General features: G+C 63.8%; 12 protein-coding genes. 7 read left to right on the forward strand and 5 right to left on the reverse strand.

The genetic code is table 11. The annotated features are described in order from the left end of the window. Positions 1 to 7 precede the first annotated feature (7 nt). From ACQRCA_RS05375 to ACQRCA_RS05395, 5 genes are all read right to left on the reverse strand, one after another. Positions 8 to 1,945, reverse strand: a complete 1,938-nt coding sequence (locus ACQRCA_RS05375; RefSeq protein WP_427719322.1) for a Stp1/IreP family PP2C-type Ser/Thr phosphatase — start codon at positions 1,943 to 1,945, stop codon at positions 8 to 10. Beyond that, positions 1,942 to 2,358 carry an FHA domain-containing protein gene (locus tag ACQRCA_RS05380; RefSeq protein WP_055250779.1) on the reverse strand — a complete coding sequence of 139 codons (417 nt, stop codon included), beginning with the start codon at positions 2,356 to 2,358 and terminating at the stop codon, positions 1,942 to 1,944. The genes ACQRCA_RS05375 and ACQRCA_RS05380 overlap by 4 nt, the downstream gene beginning before the upstream one ends. Positions 2,359 to 2,364: 6 nt before the next feature. After that, entirely contained in the window at positions 2,365 to 3,372 is a 1,008-nt protein-coding gene (locus ACQRCA_RS05385; RefSeq protein WP_427719325.1) for an FhaA domain-containing protein, read from the reverse strand. Continuing rightward, entirely contained in the window at positions 3,369 to 5,222 is a 1,854-nt protein-coding gene (locus ACQRCA_RS05390; protein ID WP_427719326.1) for a serine/threonine-protein kinase, read from the reverse strand. The genes ACQRCA_RS05385 and ACQRCA_RS05390 overlap by 4 nt, the downstream gene beginning before the upstream one ends. Positions 5,223 to 5,366: 144 nt before the next feature. Continuing rightward, positions 5,367 to 6,092 carry a hypothetical protein gene (locus tag ACQRCA_RS05395; RefSeq protein WP_427719328.1) on the reverse strand — a complete coding sequence of 242 codons (726 nt, stop codon included), beginning with the start codon at positions 6,090 to 6,092 and terminating at the stop codon, positions 5,367 to 5,369. A gap of 115 nt (positions 6,093 to 6,207) precedes the next feature. On the opposite strand from ACQRCA_RS05395, the gene dnaX reads away from it, so the two are divergent. The 7 genes from dnaX (at position 6,208) to nifJ (ending at position 17,800) form a co-directional block, all read left to right on the forward strand. After that, positions 6,208 to 8,706 carry a DNA polymerase III subunit gamma/tau gene (gene dnaX, locus ACQRCA_RS05400; RefSeq protein ID WP_427719330.1) on the forward strand — a complete coding sequence of 833 codons (2,499 nt, stop codon included), beginning with the start codon at positions 6,208 to 6,210 and terminating at the stop codon, positions 8,704 to 8,706. Between the two features lie 221 nt (positions 8,707 to 8,927). Beyond that, positions 8,928 to 9,248 (forward strand): YbaB/EbfC family nucleoid-associated protein, encoded by a 321-nt coding sequence (locus tag ACQRCA_RS05405; protein WP_427719331.1) that lies wholly within the window; start codon positions 8,928 to 8,930, stop codon positions 9,246 to 9,248. Between the two features lie 13 nt (positions 9,249 to 9,261). Continuing rightward, positions 9,262 to 9,858 carry a recombination mediator RecR gene (gene recR / locus ACQRCA_RS05410; RefSeq protein ID WP_099432550.1) on the forward strand — a complete coding sequence of 199 codons (597 nt, stop codon included), beginning with the start codon at positions 9,262 to 9,264 and terminating at the stop codon, positions 9,856 to 9,858. 243 nt (positions 9,859 to 10,101) lie between these two features. Beyond that, entirely contained in the window at positions 10,102 to 11,004 is a 903-nt protein-coding gene (locus tag ACQRCA_RS05415) for a hypothetical protein (RefSeq protein ID WP_427719333.1), read from the forward strand. Then, on the forward strand, positions 11,001 to 12,842 hold the full coding sequence (locus tag ACQRCA_RS05420; RefSeq protein ID WP_427719334.1) for a serine/threonine protein kinase: 1,842 nt from the start codon (positions 11,001 to 11,003) through the stop codon (positions 12,840 to 12,842). The genes ACQRCA_RS05415 and ACQRCA_RS05420 overlap by 4 nt, the downstream gene beginning before the upstream one ends. 3 nt (positions 12,843 to 12,845) lie before the next feature. After that, positions 12,846 to 13,784: an FHA domain-containing protein gene (locus ACQRCA_RS05425; RefSeq protein ID WP_427719336.1), complete on the forward strand. Its 939-nt coding sequence runs from the start codon at positions 12,846 to 12,848 to the stop codon at positions 13,782 to 13,784. A 476-nt stretch (positions 13,785 to 14,260) separates the two neighbouring features. Beyond that, a complete protein-coding gene (gene nifJ, locus ACQRCA_RS05430) occupies positions 14,261 to 17,800 on the forward strand; it encodes a pyruvate:ferredoxin (flavodoxin) oxidoreductase (protein ID WP_427719337.1) in 3,540 nt (1,179 codons plus the stop codon). The last annotated feature ends 38 nt before the right edge of the window (positions 17,801 to 17,838 follow it).

Raw genomic sequence — 17,838 nt, forward strand, 5'->3', positions numbered from 1 at the left:
TCCCTTTCTAATTCTTATCGGAGGCTTCGGCCTCGGCGGACTGTTCGGCGGTTTTTTCGGAATTCGATTTGGAAGTCGATTCCTGGTCGGTGTTGTCGCGAATCGTTTGCGCGTCGATCACCTGGCGGGTCTGTTCCTCATCGATTTGATGACGGTACTTGGAGATAGTGTCCTGCGCGTCGTCAACACTCGTTTGCGGAATGCCTGCTTTCAGACGATTCTGCGTGTCTTCGGGTAGGTCGGATAGCTTGATGGCGGTCGTGCTCTCGAGCCAGTGCAGCTTAAGGCCGAGCGGCTTGCCGGGAATGCCCCGGTAGACCGCGACGGTGTCCTTGTAGGTGCCCAGGTAATACGAGCCGGTGACGCCCGCGTAGGCCCAGATGGCTGCCGCCAGCACAAAAGCGATGCCCAGGATGGCGGCAATGGTGACGTTGCGGCGGCGAACACGCTTCGCCTCGCGCATGACGCCGTCGTCGACCAGGTCCACAACGACTACCGTCACGTTGTCGTGGCCGCCGGCAGCGAGCGCGGCGTCCACCAGGTTATCGACGCAAATCTGCGCCGTAGACGATTGCGTGGCGATGTTTTCGATTTCGCTATCGGGAATCATGCTCGAAAGGCCGTCCGAGCACAGGATCAGGCGGTCGCCCTCTTCGATGTGCAGGGTAAAGTGGTCGGCATACATGGCGGGGTCCGAACCCAGTGCACGTGTGATAACCGAGCGGTTGGGATGGACGCGCGCCTCGTCGGCCGTAATTTCGCCAGCGTCCACGAGCTCCTCCACATAGGAGTGGTCGCGGGTCACGCGGATGAGCGTGCCCTCGTGGAGCAGGTAGGCGCGCGAGTCGCCCACGTGGGCGATGGCGAGCATGTCGTTTTCGATATAGGCGCAGGTCGCCGTGCAGCCCATACCGGGCTTGCCCAGGCCGTTGAGTGCGGCCTCGATGACGGCGGCGTTGGCAGCTTCGACGGCTGCGGCTAGGCGCGCGGCGTCGGCAGCCTGTGGCGCCGTCTTGGCGATGGTCTCGACCGCGATGGATGAGGCTACCTCGCCGGCGGCGTGACCACCCATGCCGTCGCACACGCAAAAGAGCGGCGACTGTACCAGGTAGGAGTCCTCGTTGTGCGGACGCACGCAGCCAACATCGGAGCGGGCGCCCCACATGAGTTGCGTGGTGGTGCCGGCATCGTAGGTCGAATCGGTCTCGATGCGCTCGTCGGCCAGCGGCTCAAAACTCATGGTCGAACCAGGGTCCTTGAGCTTGGCCTCCACGGCGGCGACATCAATCTCGGCCGTGTCGCCGGGCGAGACGGCGTTGGCCTCGTTGCTCGGGTCGTCGACTTTAGACGTGGCGGGCACTTTGGTTGTGTGGTCGGCAGGCTCTTCGTCTTGCGGGGCGACGGCTTCGGGCTCGGGTGCCGCGAAGTGCGCGGGCGCGGGCGTGCTGTGGGGCTGAGAGGCGTCCTCCGTCGCTGCGACGGGCATCTCTTCGGCCGTAGGCTGCACGGCCTCGGGCGCCGATGCGGCCGCGGGGGAGGATGCCGCCGCGGGTGCCGGTGTAGATGCGGGCTCGGGCGCTGCGGTGGGTGCTGGAACTACGGGAAACACCGGTGCCGTGGGCTCGGGGGCCAAAAACACCGCGGCGCTCTCATCGATTGCCGCGGCGACAGACTCGGCAAAGTGGGCCGGCGCAGGTGTAGTTTCCGGTGCCGAAGGTTGATCGGCAACGGCGTGCGCGCCGATGGGGGCATCGGTGGAATTATCTTCATCCTGGCCATCGATGGGCATCAGATGGTCTTGCGTTACATGCGAAAGAGGCAGGGAGAACACGGTGTCCTCGGGCTCAACGGGCGCAGGGCCCGCCGGGGCGGCATGAGCCGGCACGGCCGCGGGGGCAGCCAGTGCCTCGGACATGGTTGCGGACTTGTTCTCCTCGTCGATCATCGACGGTTCACCTTCATGACCACGTCGCCAATCTGGACTTCGTCGCCCTCGCGCAGCGTTGCGGGCTCCACCAGCTGGCGGCCGTTAACAAGGGTGCCGTTGAGCGAGTTGAGGTCCTCGATAATAAGTGCCGGGCCCTGCAGCGAAAAACGCGCATGCGAGGCAGAGACAAACGGCTCGTTGATGCAGATGTCAGATGACGGCGAACGACCGACGATGACGGGGCCAAGCATATCCACGTGAATACCGCGAATGCCGCGCGGGCCCTTGTCCACATCGATCGTCCAGATGGCAGAGTCGCGGCGCTGGCCGCGCACGAGCCCCACGCCGGTCTTCATGACGGCGAACAAGAAGATATAAAGCAGGACGACCAGTACGATGCGGCCTGCAAAAAGGACGATATCGATGTTCATAAGCGATTAACCCCTAAATTCAAAGGTGCTCAGGCCAAACGTTAGCAGATCGCCGTTGCGCAGCGGGCAGCGCGTGATGCGACGGTTGTTGACGAGCGTGCCGTTGGTGGAGTTGAGGTCCTCGATCGACCAGTCAGAGCCGGTAAAGGTGAGCTGGGCATGACGGCGCGACACGTTGGGGTCGCGCAGGGCGATGTCGGATACCGAGCGCTCACGACCGATGGTCACCTGCGCGGAGGTGATGTTGTGGCTCTCGCCGCTCACGACGTCGACGAGTTGGGCGAGCGGACGCTGCGGGGCGCGGGGGCTTGCCATGTTGGAGGCGATGCTGGTCGCAGCGCCAAGACCCACGGCGGCGCCAGTGGCAGCCGCTCCGCCCATACCGGCAAGTGCGTCGCGCGAGACGGTTTGCGGCACAGGGATGGGGGCTGCGGGATCGGGGACATTGGGTGCAAAGGGGTCGGCCACAGCGAGCGGGTCGGGAGTGGCAGCGCGGGGTGTCGGCTGCTGCTGGGGCATGGCGGCCGGGTGTTGCTGCGGCGATGCAAACTGCTGCTGACCGGCGCGGGGGGCGCTTGCGGCACGGCTTGTGGCCGAGCTGTTCTGTCCCAGGCCATTTTGATAGGCGCGCTCTTCCTCGTACAGACGGCCGAGCGTGGGAGCGTCGACGTTCTCGGCAAAGACCGAGAACTTGCCGGCGCGCAGCTGAGGGTCGATCATAAAGCGAACAAGGGGCTCGCCGACAAAGACGTAGCGGCGTTTTTCGGCCTGCGCCTTCACAAACTCGCGCACCTCGCGCGAAAGCTCGGGATAGAACGGGGCAAGCATGGGATCGTCATCGGTGGCGATCAGGATGGTATAGAGCGCCGGCGCGGTGTTGACGCCGTTGATCACCAGAGTTTGATCCTCCATGTCGCGAGCAGCCTGCTTGGCAAGCTTCTTAAAGGAGAACGGGGCACGGGTGGCACCGAAGATGCCGGCCACGTGGTCCTCGAAGATGTTCAGGAAGTTCACGAAAGATCACTCTCCGTATAGGTTCTTTGGTATCCGAGCAAATACAGGCATATCCCAGCGATTATAGAGGATAGGATTCCCGCAACCGCCGCCTTGGCGACGACCGTGCCCGCAAGGCTGGCAATTTCCATATGGTGTGCAAGACAAAACGATACGGCCGAGCCGATACCGGCGACGGCAATTGCGACGATGGCGGCGAGGTTTGACCCCTGCTCGGCGCGCTTGGCATGGGCTTTGAGCAGCAGCGACGTTGCCGCGGCTGCTGCTGCAATCAGTGCGAAGGCGGCCCAGAGGAACGCGTCGCCCAGCGCTGCGGCGACATTGCCAAGCCCCAGCACGCCTCCCGTAGGGAGGGCAGCTGCGGCCAGGCGGGCAAAAAGCGCGCCTATACCCGTGGCGGCAGCGGCGCTTGCCGGGCCGAGCCAAAACGCCGCGAAGCCCGCGGCGGCCCCGGCGGCAAGGATGGCGTCGCCGGTTAGACAACCTAGCGCAAGCGCGCAGGTGAGTGCCGCGCTCGCGGCCGCTTCGGTGCGTCCCCAGGCAATCCACCATCCGGACATGGCGGCGGCAAAAATGACCGCGACCGGCAGCATCGACAGGATGCCCTGCGCCTGCATGGTGGCGTTGGCCATGAGCACCAAAAAGCCCACGGCCGAGATAGCCGAGCCGATCTGCGGTGCCAAGCCTGCCGCCGCGCCAATAGCGATGGCCGCGGCGACCAGCCCGGGAAGCGCCGCGACGCCCGCTGTCTGCATAAGCAAAAAGCTGAAGGTTGCACACGTTAGCGCCGAGATACCGCGCATGGTGTAATCGCGCGCGCAGCTCCAGCGCGTGCCCGCCCAACCAAGCGCGGGGTCGACCTCGATGGCGTTATCCTCGTAAGGCAGCGACTCCATATCGTCTGCTGCGTGCTCGTCGTCCGAAAGCTCGCTTACCATCTGCTCCAAGCTGCGACGGCCTTCGCGCACGCTCCCCAAGCCGGCAAGGAGTTGGTCGCAGAATGCCTCGATGCTATCGGGGCGGTCTTGCGGCATAGGGGAGAGGGCGCTCATGAGCGCTGCCTCGGCTCCCGGGGGAAAGTGCGGGATCAGCTCGCTGGGGTAGGTGGCGCCGCCGATGATGCGGTCGAGCGAGTCGGCAGGCGTTGCCGCCATAAAGGGGGCGCTGCCGCACAGGCCCTCGTAGATCACGCAGGCAAGGGCAAAGACATCGGCGCGCTCGTCGACCGTGCCGGTCTCGATATCGAGCTGTTCGGGCGGCATGTAGCCGATGGTGCCGCCGCGCGATCCGCCAAAGCCGCCGGCAGATGACAGCCGCGCCATGCCAAAGTCGGTGAGCTTTACATTGCCCGAGTGGTCAATGAGCACATTGGCGGGCTTTATGTCCAGATGAAGCACGCCGTTTGCATGGGCAAAGGTGAGCGCCTGACCCAACGCGTCGGCAATGGTCGCTGCCTCGTCAAAGGTGAGCGAGTGGCCGTCCACGCGATGCAAAAACTCGGCCAGCGACATGCCGTCGACATACTCCATGACCAGGTAGGCATAGGCGGTGTCATGCGTAAAGTCGATAACCTGCACGATATTGGGATGTTGAAGCATGGCGGCGGTATGTGCCTCGCGCAGTACATCCATGATGTCGCTGGCGGGCATGCCGGAGCCGTTGATAAGAGGGATGCGCTTAATGGCCACGCGACGGCGCAGGTGCGTGTCGCGGCAAATCTCGATGGAGCCAAAACCGCCGGTCGCAAGCGTCTCGAGCGGCTGGTACCGCTTGAGCAGCTCGCGAGAGCTGGTGCCCTCCAAAGGGACGTCCGGCGAGAACCGGGCGGTATGTTGCGAGAAAAGCGGCATGGCCAACCCTCGTGCGTTTAAAGTTCGTTTGCGAGCGGCGGGCGCGGTGCCGAGCCATTCGCGGTGGCATAGATGCTGCTAGTGTAGCACGCTCTGGTGCATGGGGAGGATAGCGGGATGCGAGGCTGCCTGTCTGACTTGGCCTTAGCGCTTCTTCTTGCCCTTCTTCTGCTTGCACTGCTTGCCCTTGTTGTCCTGGGGCTTGTCTGCCTTGTCTCCCTGCTTGGCCTCGGCTGCAGCCTTCTCGGCCTTCATTTTCTTCTTCTTGGTCTCGATGCGGAGCTTTTTGTTGATGCGCGCCTTAAGGAAGGAGCCAAACTGCTCGGCGTCGCCGCGAACAAAGGTGTCCTTGGGGATCGTCACGCCCTGGTCTGCGAACATGGCAACAAAGATGCGCTCGCCGTCGAGTACGTGGTCGAGCTTCTCAAACGGGAAGAACTGCGACTTGCCGCTCTTGCCCCAAACCATCAAGCCGTCCTCGTTGGCGGCGACGCGGCGATAGCGGCCACCCATGGACTTGTCGGCCTCGACGGCGTCGATAAAGTCGCGGGCGAGCGTGTGGTGCAGGTTTTTGCTCCACCAGGCCAAAAAGGCGCCGAACACGATCAGGACGACGCCAAACTTGATCCAGTTGCCGCCGGCCACCAACATGCCGATGCCGAGCAGCGCGGCAATTGCCGCGGCGACATACAGCGAGCCGCGACGCCTGGGCGAGGCGACCAAGCGGGCGAAGTCGGTGACGAGGTCGTTTTCGTACTGATACTCGTTGAGGTACAGGATGCCGTCGTCGGCTGCTGCCTGTTTCTCGAGCGCGACCTCGACCTGGTCGGCTGCTTCGGAGGGAACGAGGTTGCTCTCTGCGTCTGCCATGCTCTTTGGACTCCTATCGCGGCGGGCTCGCCGTACGGGTTATTATGAGTGCAGTATGCCGTGCGACCGCATGGCCGTCGCGGCAACAAGACTCAGTATACCCGGGGGAGCACCCATGGAATCGTTGTACCGAAAGTATCGCCCGCTCACCTTCGACTCCGTGGTGGGCCAGCAGCATATCGTCTCGACGCTCGAGCACGCCATCACCGAGGGACGCCTGTCCCACGCGTACCTGTTCTGCGGACCGCGCGGCACGGGCAAGACCACCATGGCGCGCATTCTGGCCAAGGCGCTGCTGTGCCGCAATGCCGAGGCGGCGCGCGCCGAGGGCGCAAGCGGCTGCATGCCCGACGGCACTTGCGAAGAGTGCGAGCTCATCGCCGAGGGCAACCACCCCGATGTCTACGAGCTCGATGCCGCAAGCCGTACGGGCGTGGACAATGTGCGCGAGGAGATCATCAACTCCGTTAACTTTGCCCCGGTGCGTGGCAAGTACAAGATCTATATCATCGACGAGGTCCATATGCTCACGACGGCGGCGTTCAACGCGCTGCTCAAGACGCTCGAGGAGCCGCCGGCGCACGTGATCTTTGTGTTGTGCACCACCGATCCGCAAAAGATTCTGGAGACCATCCTCTCGCGCTGCCAGCGCTTCGATTTCCACCGCATCGGCAACGAGGATATCGAGCATCGCCTGTCCTACGTGTGCGAGCAGGAGGGCTTCGATTACGACGACGAGGCGCTGGCAATCGTGGCGCGCCATGCCAAGGGCGGCATGCGCGACGCGCTTTCCACGCTGGAGCAGCTGAGCGTTTTTGGCAACGGCGCCGTGCATGCGGACGATGCCCGCTCGCTTTTGGGCGAGGTTTCGGACCAGATCCTGGGCGAGTTTGCCCGCGCCATCGCCGAGCGTGATATTGCTGGACTCTATGGGCTCATTCGCGCACAGGTCGAGGAGGGCAATGACTTGCTTGAGCTGACGCGCGACCTGGTGGCGCACGTGCGCGACGTGTATGTGGCCTGCGTTGCCGGTACCCGTGCCGAGCTGTTTGAGGGCGGGGCCGAGCAGGCTGAGGCGCTTGCTGCCGAGGCCGCTGCCTTTGGCGGGCATCCGGCCGACCGTCTGGCCCGCGTGCTGACAGTGCTCGACGATGCCGCGTTGGAGATGAGGGGTGCGAGCGACGTGCGCCTGGTGCTCGAGATCGCCTGCACGCGCCTGGCACGTCCCGAGGCCGATCTGACCATTGAGGCCCTGGCCGAGCGCGTGGCACGCTTGGAGGCCATGGTCGCCAACGCCGCGGTGCCGGCGAGCGTGGCTGCTGCTGGTGGTGCTGCGCCCGCGGCTGTCGCGGCTGCACCTGTGGCGACACAACAACCGACGCTGATTTCGGGTGCCCGAGCTGCTGCCCCTGTGGCATCCGCCGCTCCCACTGCTACGCCCGCGCACCAGGGCGGCATGCCCTGGGACCGCGGCGCTGCCGCTCCGGCGGCCCAGCCCGCGCCGGCCCCCAAGCCCGCTGCGCCTGCGCCTCGGCCTGCCCCGGCTCCGATGCCCCAGCCCACCGCCGCTTCGGCTCCCGTACCTGCCGCTGCGCCGGCGCCTAAGCCCCAGCCCAACACTGCCGCTCAGGTTGCTGCCGCCGGCGCCGCCGAGACCCCTGCGGTCGAGGATGCCGGCGAGCTCCAGCGCAAATGGGTCGAGGTCGTCGAGCGCGTCAAGGCCCAACAACCTTCTTATGCGGCACTCCTGTTGAACGCTCGCGCTACGGCAGACGATGGTTCTAAGCTCACGGTCTCGTTCCCTACGGCATTTGCTATCAAGATGCTCGGGCGTGCTGATACACAGGCGGTGTTTTTGCCGACAGTCAGTGCGGTCTTCGGTCGTCGCACCGTCGACTATGTCCTGGATGGGGGTGTCAGGCCGGCTCCTCAACATGAGGAGCATTCTCCATCTGCACGGGCTGCGGCATCTGCGGACCCGCAACCCGTGTCCTCGGCGGCCCCTGCATCCTCGAGCGCCAGCGCGACGCAGCCAAAAGCGGCACCGGTAGCGGCACCGATCCCGTCGGTGACTGAACCCGCCGTGCCCAAACCGGCTGCTCCGATCCCCGCGTCCAAGCCCGCTGCCGCGCCTGCACCCAAGTCATCCGACCTGGCCAAGGCCCCCTGGCTGCGCTCCGACAACCCTGCCGGTGCTCCTGCCACGGGCAAGCTCCCGACCGAGCCCGCGCCCCGAGTGTCCGAGTGCGCGTCTGCTCCCAAGATTCAGCCGTCTGTGCAGGCTGCGCCATGGGAATCCGAGCAGGTACCCTACGACGACGCCATGGTCGGCGGCTTCGCCGGCGATGCGAGCGGGGAAGATCTTCCTCCGTTCGACGTGCCTGCCGCGGCGCCTGCGCCCAGCCCTGTCGCTTCGGCCGCAGCTCCCGCGGCTGCGACGTCCGCTCCTGCAAGTGACGACGGCCTCGCTGCCCCTTGGGAGTCCAACCCCGGTGCTGGCAGTCCTTTCGGTCACCAGGGCGCAGCCCCGGGCATCCCGCAGACCGAGGACGAGGCCAAAGCCCTCATACGTAGTGTCTTTGGCCAGTCCACCATCTTCAAGCCGGTGGAGTAACTATGCGGGCGGGTATATACGCCGAGTTGTGAGACCTTGCATAATTCGACCTTGCATAGTCTTGGGCGGCGCGTCACGCTAGAGGACATGTACATCGACTGAGTTAGCGCGACCGCCCCGCTCGTTTGCCCCGCGCCGTGGTACGATTTTTGAGTTTGAAAGTCCCGCCGTGCCCGGCTGCCCTTGCAGCTTGTCGCGCGACCACACGTAAAGGAGCCATCATGGCCGGTATGAACATGCAGCAGATGATGAAGCAGGCCCGCAAGATGCAGGAGCAGCTTGCCGCCGCGCAGGAGAACCTCAAGTCCCAGACCGTCGACGCCTCTGCCGGCGGCGGCATGGTCAAGGTGACCGTTAACGGCGAGATGGAGCTCGTCAACCTCACCATCGACCCCGATGCGCTCGATCCCGAGGACGTCGATATGCTGCAGGACATGATTATGGCTGCCGTCAACGAGGCCGTCCGCGGCGTCAACGAGCTCGCCAACAAGCAGATGGGCGCCATCGCCGGCGGCCTCAACATCCCGGGCATGCCGTTCTAAGACGCGCACATATATGAGTGCCAACCATAGTCTGCAAAAACTGCTCGATGAGCTGGGCCGTCTGCCGGGCATTGGCCCCAAATCGGCCCAGCGCATCGCCTACTACCTGCTCGAGGCCGACGCCGAGGAGGCGCGTCGCCTGGCCGAGGCCATTCTAGAGGTTAAGCAGGAAGTGCATTTTTGCAGCCGCTGCTTTAATTACGCCACCGCTGACGAGTGCTCCATCTGCCAAGACTCGATGCGCGACACCACCCGCATCTGCGTGGTGGGTGAGCCGCGCGATGTCCAGGCGATTGAGCGCACGGGCAGCTACCACGGCCTCTACCACGTGCTGGGCGGCGTGATCAGCCCCATGGACAAGATCGGCCCCGAGCAGCTGCACATCCGCGAGTTGCTGGCGCGCTTGGGCCACGAGGACATCCACGAGGTCATTATCGCCACCAACCCCAACATTGAGGGCGAGACCACGGCGAGCTACCTTGCCCGCACCATCAAGCCTCTGGGCGTCGAGGTGTCGCGTCTGGCGAGCGGCCTGCCCGTGGGAGGCGACCTGGAGTATGCTGACGAGCTTACGCTCGGCCGTGCTATCGAGGCCCGTCGTGCGATCTAGGCGGCGTCAGCTCCGCGGCATGTCCCGTCGGCCTGCCGCACGGGGCGCTCATAATTGGGCACGCGTTCATGCATTTGTTGTACAACAAACCTGCTTTTCATCCGCTTATCGCGTGGATGGGTCCACTCGCACCTCGTATTTGCCCATTCGTTGCACAACCTTTTGGGTTCGCTGATACACTCAAATGTGGATATGAAAGAATGCGCCGCTTTTAAGCGGCGTGTTTTTGTTGGAGGAGAACGCATGCGGCCCGCTAGCACTCAGACAAAGCATGGCGCCGCGGTGCGCATTCGACGCCGGCTGGGCCTGGCGCCTCGGGCGTACGTGCTGCTGTCTTGCTCGCTCGTGCTGGTCATAGCCGGTGTTTCGGCTTATGGCATGACGGTGCCGTCCATGGTACAGGCGCATGCTGAGCGCGAGCTGCATATTGGGCGCAAGGCCAAAAGCGACTTGGGAACGACAACCGGATATGCGTGGGCGAGCGTGGTCTCGCATGTTGTGTTCGGTGGCGACGATGCGGACAGTCCAGAAACATCGGACAACGAGGTTACGCTGGCAAACGGCAAGACCATCGTGCTCACCAACACCAAGGTCATTACGAAGCTTTCCAACAACAGTGTGGCTTCTGTCGTCAATAAGGCCGAGCAGCAGAAGGGGCAGGACGCCCAACAGACAGGCCAGCCCGGCGGTTCGGGTTCGTCTGGCTCCAGCTCCGATTCGTCGGGCGGCGGTTCCGGTTCGGGCTCCGCCTCTGGCGGTGGATCTTCGAGTGATGGCTCGACGGACGGCGGTGCCGGCGGCGACACGGGCTCGGGTGGTCTCTCGGCTGCCGAGGAGGAGAGTATTCACAGCTGGCTCGTGACCAAATACAACATGCTCGATGGCTATGTCGCCCGCGCCAACAGCGTGGTTTCGACCTATAACGCTACGGGCGATACCGGACCGTGCGATAGCCTGACCAACGATATGTTTGTCATCCGTGCCGAGTTTGGCCGGCAAACGTTTTCTCCCAAGTCAAAGTGGTATCAGCAATACGCCAACCTATGGGGTTGCTACACCAATCTGTGCCAATGGGTGGGGCATTATGGCGATGACGACGTCGCGCTCAACAACTTCAATACCAAAGTGGCGGCGATCGCCCTATGACGAATAGCCTTGCTTCTGTGGCAACCCAGTCGCTCAGCCGTGACCCTATGGTGGGCCTGCGCCTGGCGCGCGTTGGAGGGTTTGAGCCCGCCATTGCGCTGGGCCCGGACGAGCTTCCCACCTACCTGCGCCGTTTTACGATGCTGTTTGCCGATGACGCCACCATGCGCCGCGGCGGTATCGGCCGTGTGACGCGTGCCGTCAACGCGCAGGGCGAGGCCGTGGCACTCAAGCAGCTCATCTTGCCAACGCGCGACGAATTTGATGACGATGTCGCCCACGAGGCGCTGGTCACCAAGTTCAAGGCGGCGTTTCGCGAGGAATATGAATGCCATCGCGCCCTTTCGGGCCTTAGAGGCTTTCCCCGCCTGTATGGATGGGGCGAGGTTGACGGCGTACCCGCGATTGTCATGGAGTGGGTCGAGGGCGAGACGCTCGCTCGCCTGCGCTCGCGCCTTGCCGTGGACGATGCCGGGCGTCTGTCGCCGCTCCTGGCGGCGCGCCTGGGTCGCGACCTGTTCGATCTGCTCTGCCGCATGAGCTTGGTAGGCGAGGGGTTCGTCCATCGCGATATCTCGCCCGCTAATATTATGGTGCGCACGGCGCGCCTGCCGCTCGACCGACAGCTTGCCGAAGGCACCTTCGACCTGTGCTTGATCGACTTTGGCTCTTCGCTGGCGCTCGAGCCCGCCTCTGCGGTGGCCGGCACCGGCGGCAAGGCGTCGTTTACCGAGCGCTATGCCACGTTGCGCCGCGCGACGGTGGCCTACGCCCCGCCCGAGATGCTCACCGACGATATCCCCGACCTGCGCATGCTTCGCATGTCGCCGGCAATCGATGTGTATGCAGCGGCGAGTACGGTCTACGAACTCATCGCCGGTGTCGCGCCGTACGAAGTAGCGCCGGGTGCGTCGGGTACTTCGGGCTCGCGCAAAAAGACGTGCGATATCGCCAGCCCTTATCGCCTCAAGATGGATACGCTGCCCGATTATCCCGTTGGCGCCCACGCGCCCGGCTGCGACTTGACGCAACTGCTGCGACGCGAGCCCGATGTGGCACTTGCCGCGGCCGAACAGGCTCAGCAGCTGGGACTCGATCCAAATTCCGAGGATCTGCGCGATGCGCTGGCGTTTGTCGATGCCCAGTTGTTCGACGTGGTCATGGCCTGCCTGTCCTGCCATCAGGAAGATCGTCCCGAGCCGGCTGCGGTGGAGGCGGCGCTCTCGGCATTTTGCGACCACTATGCGCGAAATGTCGCCCGCTCGCTTCGCGCCGAGCCGCTCATGCCGTGCCCGATGGAGGTATCGGGGCACACGGCCCGGCGTGCGGCGATGGTTGGTGCGACGGCGGTATGCGGCGTGCTTTGGGCTGTGGTCGTGGTATCAGCTGCGCTGTTGGCGTCGGGCGCCCATGTGACGCTCGTCGTAGGACCGCTTATGTGGTCCGGGAAGCTGCCGGCCATTATCGCCGCACTGGCGTTGGCACCGCCGGGCATGGTGGGCATCGCTGCCGGCGCCATGGCACACGATCGTCGCACGGGGTTCCTGCAAGGCGTACTGGCGCTTTCTGCCTGCGAGGTTCCGGTGCTGATCGCGGTTGCATGCACCGTGTTTTCCCAACGCGCCGTAGCGAGCGGCTTCGTTGCCGCCTTAATTGCAACCTATGCGCTCACGTGGTTTTTGCTGGCGATGGGGTTTGCCTTTGAGCTTCCCATCGTGTCAGCGCGACGTGCGAAAATTTCCATGGCGACGCCGCTTGCCGGCGGAGCCGCGGCTGCTCGCGCCTTTGGCGGGCCGGCCGAAGTATCCGACACTATCTCTGCGACCAAGGAGGGCTAAGCCATGGCTTCTCAAGCTGAGCTCACCCCGTGCGGGGCAATGTTTGACATCTTTAAGCGCGCAGCGCACCTGAGCCATATCGAACTGTGCGGCCTGGTGCTCTCGAGCCGCCCGCTCGTCGACGGCCGTAGTCCGCAGAGCCGTGCTGCCGATCGCTCTTGGGTTTCGCGCTTTATCGTGCGCGCGCCGGTCGGCACGCTGCAGGAACGTTATTTTGCCGATTACGGCACCTCGGCCGCGCGCATTCTGTCGCAGCTGGCCCTGCGCCGCCGCAATCCCATGGACGCCACGGCCGTGACCAACATGGTGTGCGGCCCCGCTGGCGAGCCCATGGTGCGGGCACTCGAGGAATGCCATCAGGACACGAATCTCTATCGCAATGCGCTCGAGCGCCTGTCGCAGGCGGCTGAGCTCATGCCCGCCGAGCGCGCCGAGGCCATCCTGGTGCTGTTTGTCGCCGTGGGCTGCTCGGCAGATGTCCGCTCGTCGGTGACCTATGCCCTCGACTACGCTCATGCGACCTGTGGCGGCGCCACGTCGACGCCGCGCTCGCTGAGCACCTCGACGGTCACGGGCGAGCACGAGGCGGCGCCTGCGCACCCGTTGGGACTGCTGCGCGTGCAAAACGGCTACGTGGTGAGCGCCCCGCGCTGGATTCAGCCGAGTGAGGAGGGCGTCGAGATCGGCGCGCTGGCGACGGGGGAGGGTGATATCACCGATGTGGGCGATGACGTTTCGGCTCGCCATGCCCACGTGTGGTGCGATGACCAAAATGTCTGGTACGTCGAGGACCTGTCGTCCACCAACGGAACCGTGGTGGTAAACGGCGCGACGAACGTCTGCACCCAGGTCGAGCCCGGCCGCTCCGCTCAGCTCAACCCCGGTGACGAGCTCAGGCTCGGAGAATCCACAACCTACGCCATCCTCCTCGGCGCCCTCTGACTCATCTCCTAAATAAGTTGCGGTGAAATAGGGACTGTTTAAGGCTACGGCCGGCAAAAACAGTCCCTATTTCACCGCAACTGCCATTTGGTCCCTCGGTGACGGAAGGATTATTTTTGCCCTTGATGGTCGCTCGGGGTAAACCTTTACCGCCCGCCTATATTTGTCGAAATTACACTTGACGGCGGGGTACAATAAACCCGCATGCGGATTTCCGTTGCGGGCGCTTCCCATCATCGGGGCGTGCCCGGGAGCATCCGGCATGCGGCCTTTGCGGCGCTCGATCATGTGCAAGACGGGTAGCTGGGCCTGTGGAGCGCGTGCAGCCTCCTCGCCTCGGCATGCCTTCTCTCCACGCCATGTACCTGCTGCTGAGTCCGCCTGTCAGATGACTGGAAGCAACAGCGAAAATCCCATCACGCCAACATCCCGGTAATCGCCGGGGCCTGTATACCTATATGAGAGGAGAGGGGTATATGGCGCGTAAGTTTAAGTCTATGGACGGCAACGAGGCGGCCGCATATGTTTCGTATGCGTACACCGAGGTAGCGGGAATTTATCCCATTACGCCGTCCAGCCCGATGGCCGACCATGTCGACCAGTGGGCGGCCCAGGGTCGCAAGAACATCTTTGGCACCCCGGTCAAGGTCGTCGAGATGGAGTCCGAGGCGGGTGCAGCCGGTACCGTTCACGGTTCGCTGGGCGCCGGTGCTCTGACCACCACCTACACGGCTTCTCAGGGCCTGCTCCTGATGATCCCGAACATGTACAAGATCGCGGGCGAGCAGCTCCCGGGCGTCTTCCACGTCTCCGCGCGTTGCGTCGCTTCCCACGCCCTGAACATCTTTGGCGATCACTCCGACGTCATGGCCTGCCGCCAGACCGGTTTCGCCATGCTCGCCGAGGGCAACGTCCAGGAGGTCATGGACCTCTCGCCGGTGGCTCACCTTGCCGCCATCGAGGGTAAGACCCCGTTCCTCAACTTCTTCGACGGCTTCCGCACCAGCCACGAGATCCAGAAGGTCGCCATGTGGGACTACAAGGATCTTGCCGAGATGTGCGACATGGACGCCGTCCAGGCTTTCCGCGATCACGCGCTCAACCCTGAGCACCCGCACACCCGCGGCAGCCATGAGAACGGCGACATCTTCTTCCAGAACCGCGAGGCCTGCAATAAGGTCTACGACGAGCTCCCTGCCGTCGTCGAGGGCTACATGAAGAAGATCAACGAGAAGCTCGGCACCGATTACGGCCTGTTCAACTACTACGGCGCTCCCGATGCCGATCGCGTCGTCGTGTGCATGGGCTCCTTCTGCGACGTGCTCGAGGAAGTCATCGACTACCTCAACGCTCACGGTGAGAAGGTCGGCCTGGTCAAGGTTCGCCTGTTCCGTCCGTTCTCCATCAAGCACTTCGTGGACGTTCTCCCCGAGACCGTCCAGAAGATCGCTGTCATGGACCGCACCAAGGAGCCGGGTTCCATCGGCGAGCCGCTCTACCAGGATGTCGTCTCCGCTCTCTACGAGGCCGGCAAGACGGGTATCAAGGTCGTCGGCGGCCGTTACGGCCTGGGCAGCAAGGACACGCCTCCCGCGTCCGCGTTTGCCGTCTTCGAGGAGCTCAAGAAGGACGAGCCCAAGCGCGAGTTCACCATCGGCATTGTCGATGACGTGACCAACCTGAGCCTGCCCGAGGCCGAGGATGCGCCCAACACCGCAGCTCCCGGCACCATCGAGTGCAAGTTCTGGGGTCTGGGTGGCGACGGTACCGTCGGCGCCAACAAGAACTCGATTAAGATCATCGGCGACCACACCGACAAGTACGTTCAGGCCTACTTCCAGTACGACTCCAAGAAGACCGGCGGCGTTACCGTCTCGCACCTGCGCTTTGGTGATTCCCCGATCCGCTCGCCGTACTACGTGACCAAGGCCGACTTTGTCGCTTGCCACAACCCCAGCTACATCGTCAAGGGCTTCAAGATGGTCCGCGACGTCAAGCCTGGCGGCACCTTCCTGGTCAACTGCCAGTGGAGCGACGAGGAGTTCGCCGAGCACATGCCCGCCGTGGCCAAGCGCTACATCGCGAACAACAACGTCAACGTCTACCTGATCGACGCTATCGACCTGGCCGCCAAGGTTGGCATGGGCAAGCGCACCAACACGGTGCTCCAGTCCGCCTTCTTCGCGCTGGCCAAGGTCCTGCCCGCCGAGGACGCCCTGCAGTACATGAAGGACGCGGCTACCAAGTCCTACATGAAGAAGGGCCAGGCCATCGTCGACGCCAACCACAAGGCCATCGATGCCGGCGCTACCGCCTTCCGTAAGTTCGAGGTTCCGGCCGACTGGGCTACCGCCGAGGACGCCGCTCCTGTCGAGCTTTCCGAGGAGACCAAGTCCGCTATCGCCCAGCAGGTCAAGAACCTGCTCGAGCCCATCGATCGCATGGATGGCGACAGCCTGCCCGTTTCTGCCTTTGTCGATTGTGCCGACGGTCAGTTTGAGCTGGGCGCCTCCGCATACGAGAAGCGCGGCGTCGCCGTGGTCGTTCCTCACTGGGACGAGACCAAGTGCATCCAGTGCAACCAGTGCGCCTATGTGTGTCCGCATGCCACCATCCGTCCGTTCGCGATGACCGAGGACGAGGCTGCCGCCGCGCCCGAGGCTACCCGTACGCTCGACGCCATGGGTCCCAAGGCCAAGGGCATGAAGTTCACCATGGCCGTGTCCCCGCTCGACTGCATGGGCTGCACCAACTGCGTCAAGGTCTGCCCCAAGGGCGCCCTCGAGATGGCTCCCGCCGAGCAGGAGATGGATCAGCAGCCCGTTTGGGACTACATGGTCAAGAACGTCTCCGAGAAGAAGGAGCTCATCGCGGCCAACGTCAAGGGCAGCCAGTTTAAGCAGCCCTACCTGGAGTTCTCCGGCTCCTGCGCCGGCTGCGCCGAGACCGCTTATGCACGTCTGGTGACCCAGGTCGCCGGCGACCGCATGTTCATCTCCAACGCCACCGGCTGCTCCTCCATTTGGGGCAACCCCGCTGCCACCGCTCCTTACTGCAAGGACAAGGACGGTCACGGCCCGGCGTGGAACAACTCCCTGTTCGAGGACAATGCTGAGCACGGTCTGGGCATGGCCATCGGTTACGAGGCCGTCCAGAATAAGCTGATCGCCGCCACCCAGGAGCTCATCGCCGCTGACGGTCCGTCCGACGAGCTCAAGGCCGCCGGTCAGGCTTGGATCGACTCCGTCAACGACGTCGAGGCCTCCAAGACTGCTGCTGCCGCCTACGTTGCCGAGCTCGAGAAGTGCGGCTGCGACGCTTCCAAGGCGATCCTCGCCGACAAGGCTTACCTCACCAAGAAGTCCTTCTGGATCTTCGGTGGCGACGGTTGGGCCTACGACATCGGCTTCGGTGGTCTGGACCACGTCCTGGCTTCTGGCCACAACGTCAACGTCTTCGTCTTCGACACCGAGGTCTACTCCAACACCGGCGGTCAGGCCTCCAAGGCTTCGAACCTGGGCCAGGTTGCTCAGTTCGCCGCTGCCGGCAAGGTGACCAAGAAGAAGTCTCTGGCCGAGATCGCTATGAGCTATGGTTACGTCTACGTGGCGCAGGTCGCCATGGGCGCCAACCCGGCTCAGACTCTCAAGGCCATCCACGAGGCCGAGGCCTATGACGGCCCGTCCCTCATCATCGGCTACAGCCCCTGCGAGATGCACTCCATCAAGAAGGGCGGCATGCAGAACTGCCAGGCCGAGATGAAGAAGGCTGTCGAGTGCGGTTACTGGAACCTCTTCCGCTTCAACCCCGAGGCTGCTGCCGGCAAGAAGTTCTCGCTCGATTCCAAGGAGCCCGCGGGCGGCTATCAGGAGTTCCTGATGAACGAGGCCCGTTACGCTTCGCTGACGCGTTCCTTCCCCGAGCGCGCCGAGGAGCTCTTCAAGGAGAACGAGCAGGCCGCTATGGACCGCTACGCTCACCTGCTGAAGCTCAAGACGGTGTACAACGAGGCCTAGGTCTCCCACCGCAGGATCTGAGGGCTAACCTTCGCGGA

This window comes from Collinsella sp. SGI.095 (assembly GCF_050314535.1).
Lineage (GTDB): Bacteria > Actinomycetota > Coriobacteriia > Coriobacteriales > Coriobacteriaceae > Collinsella.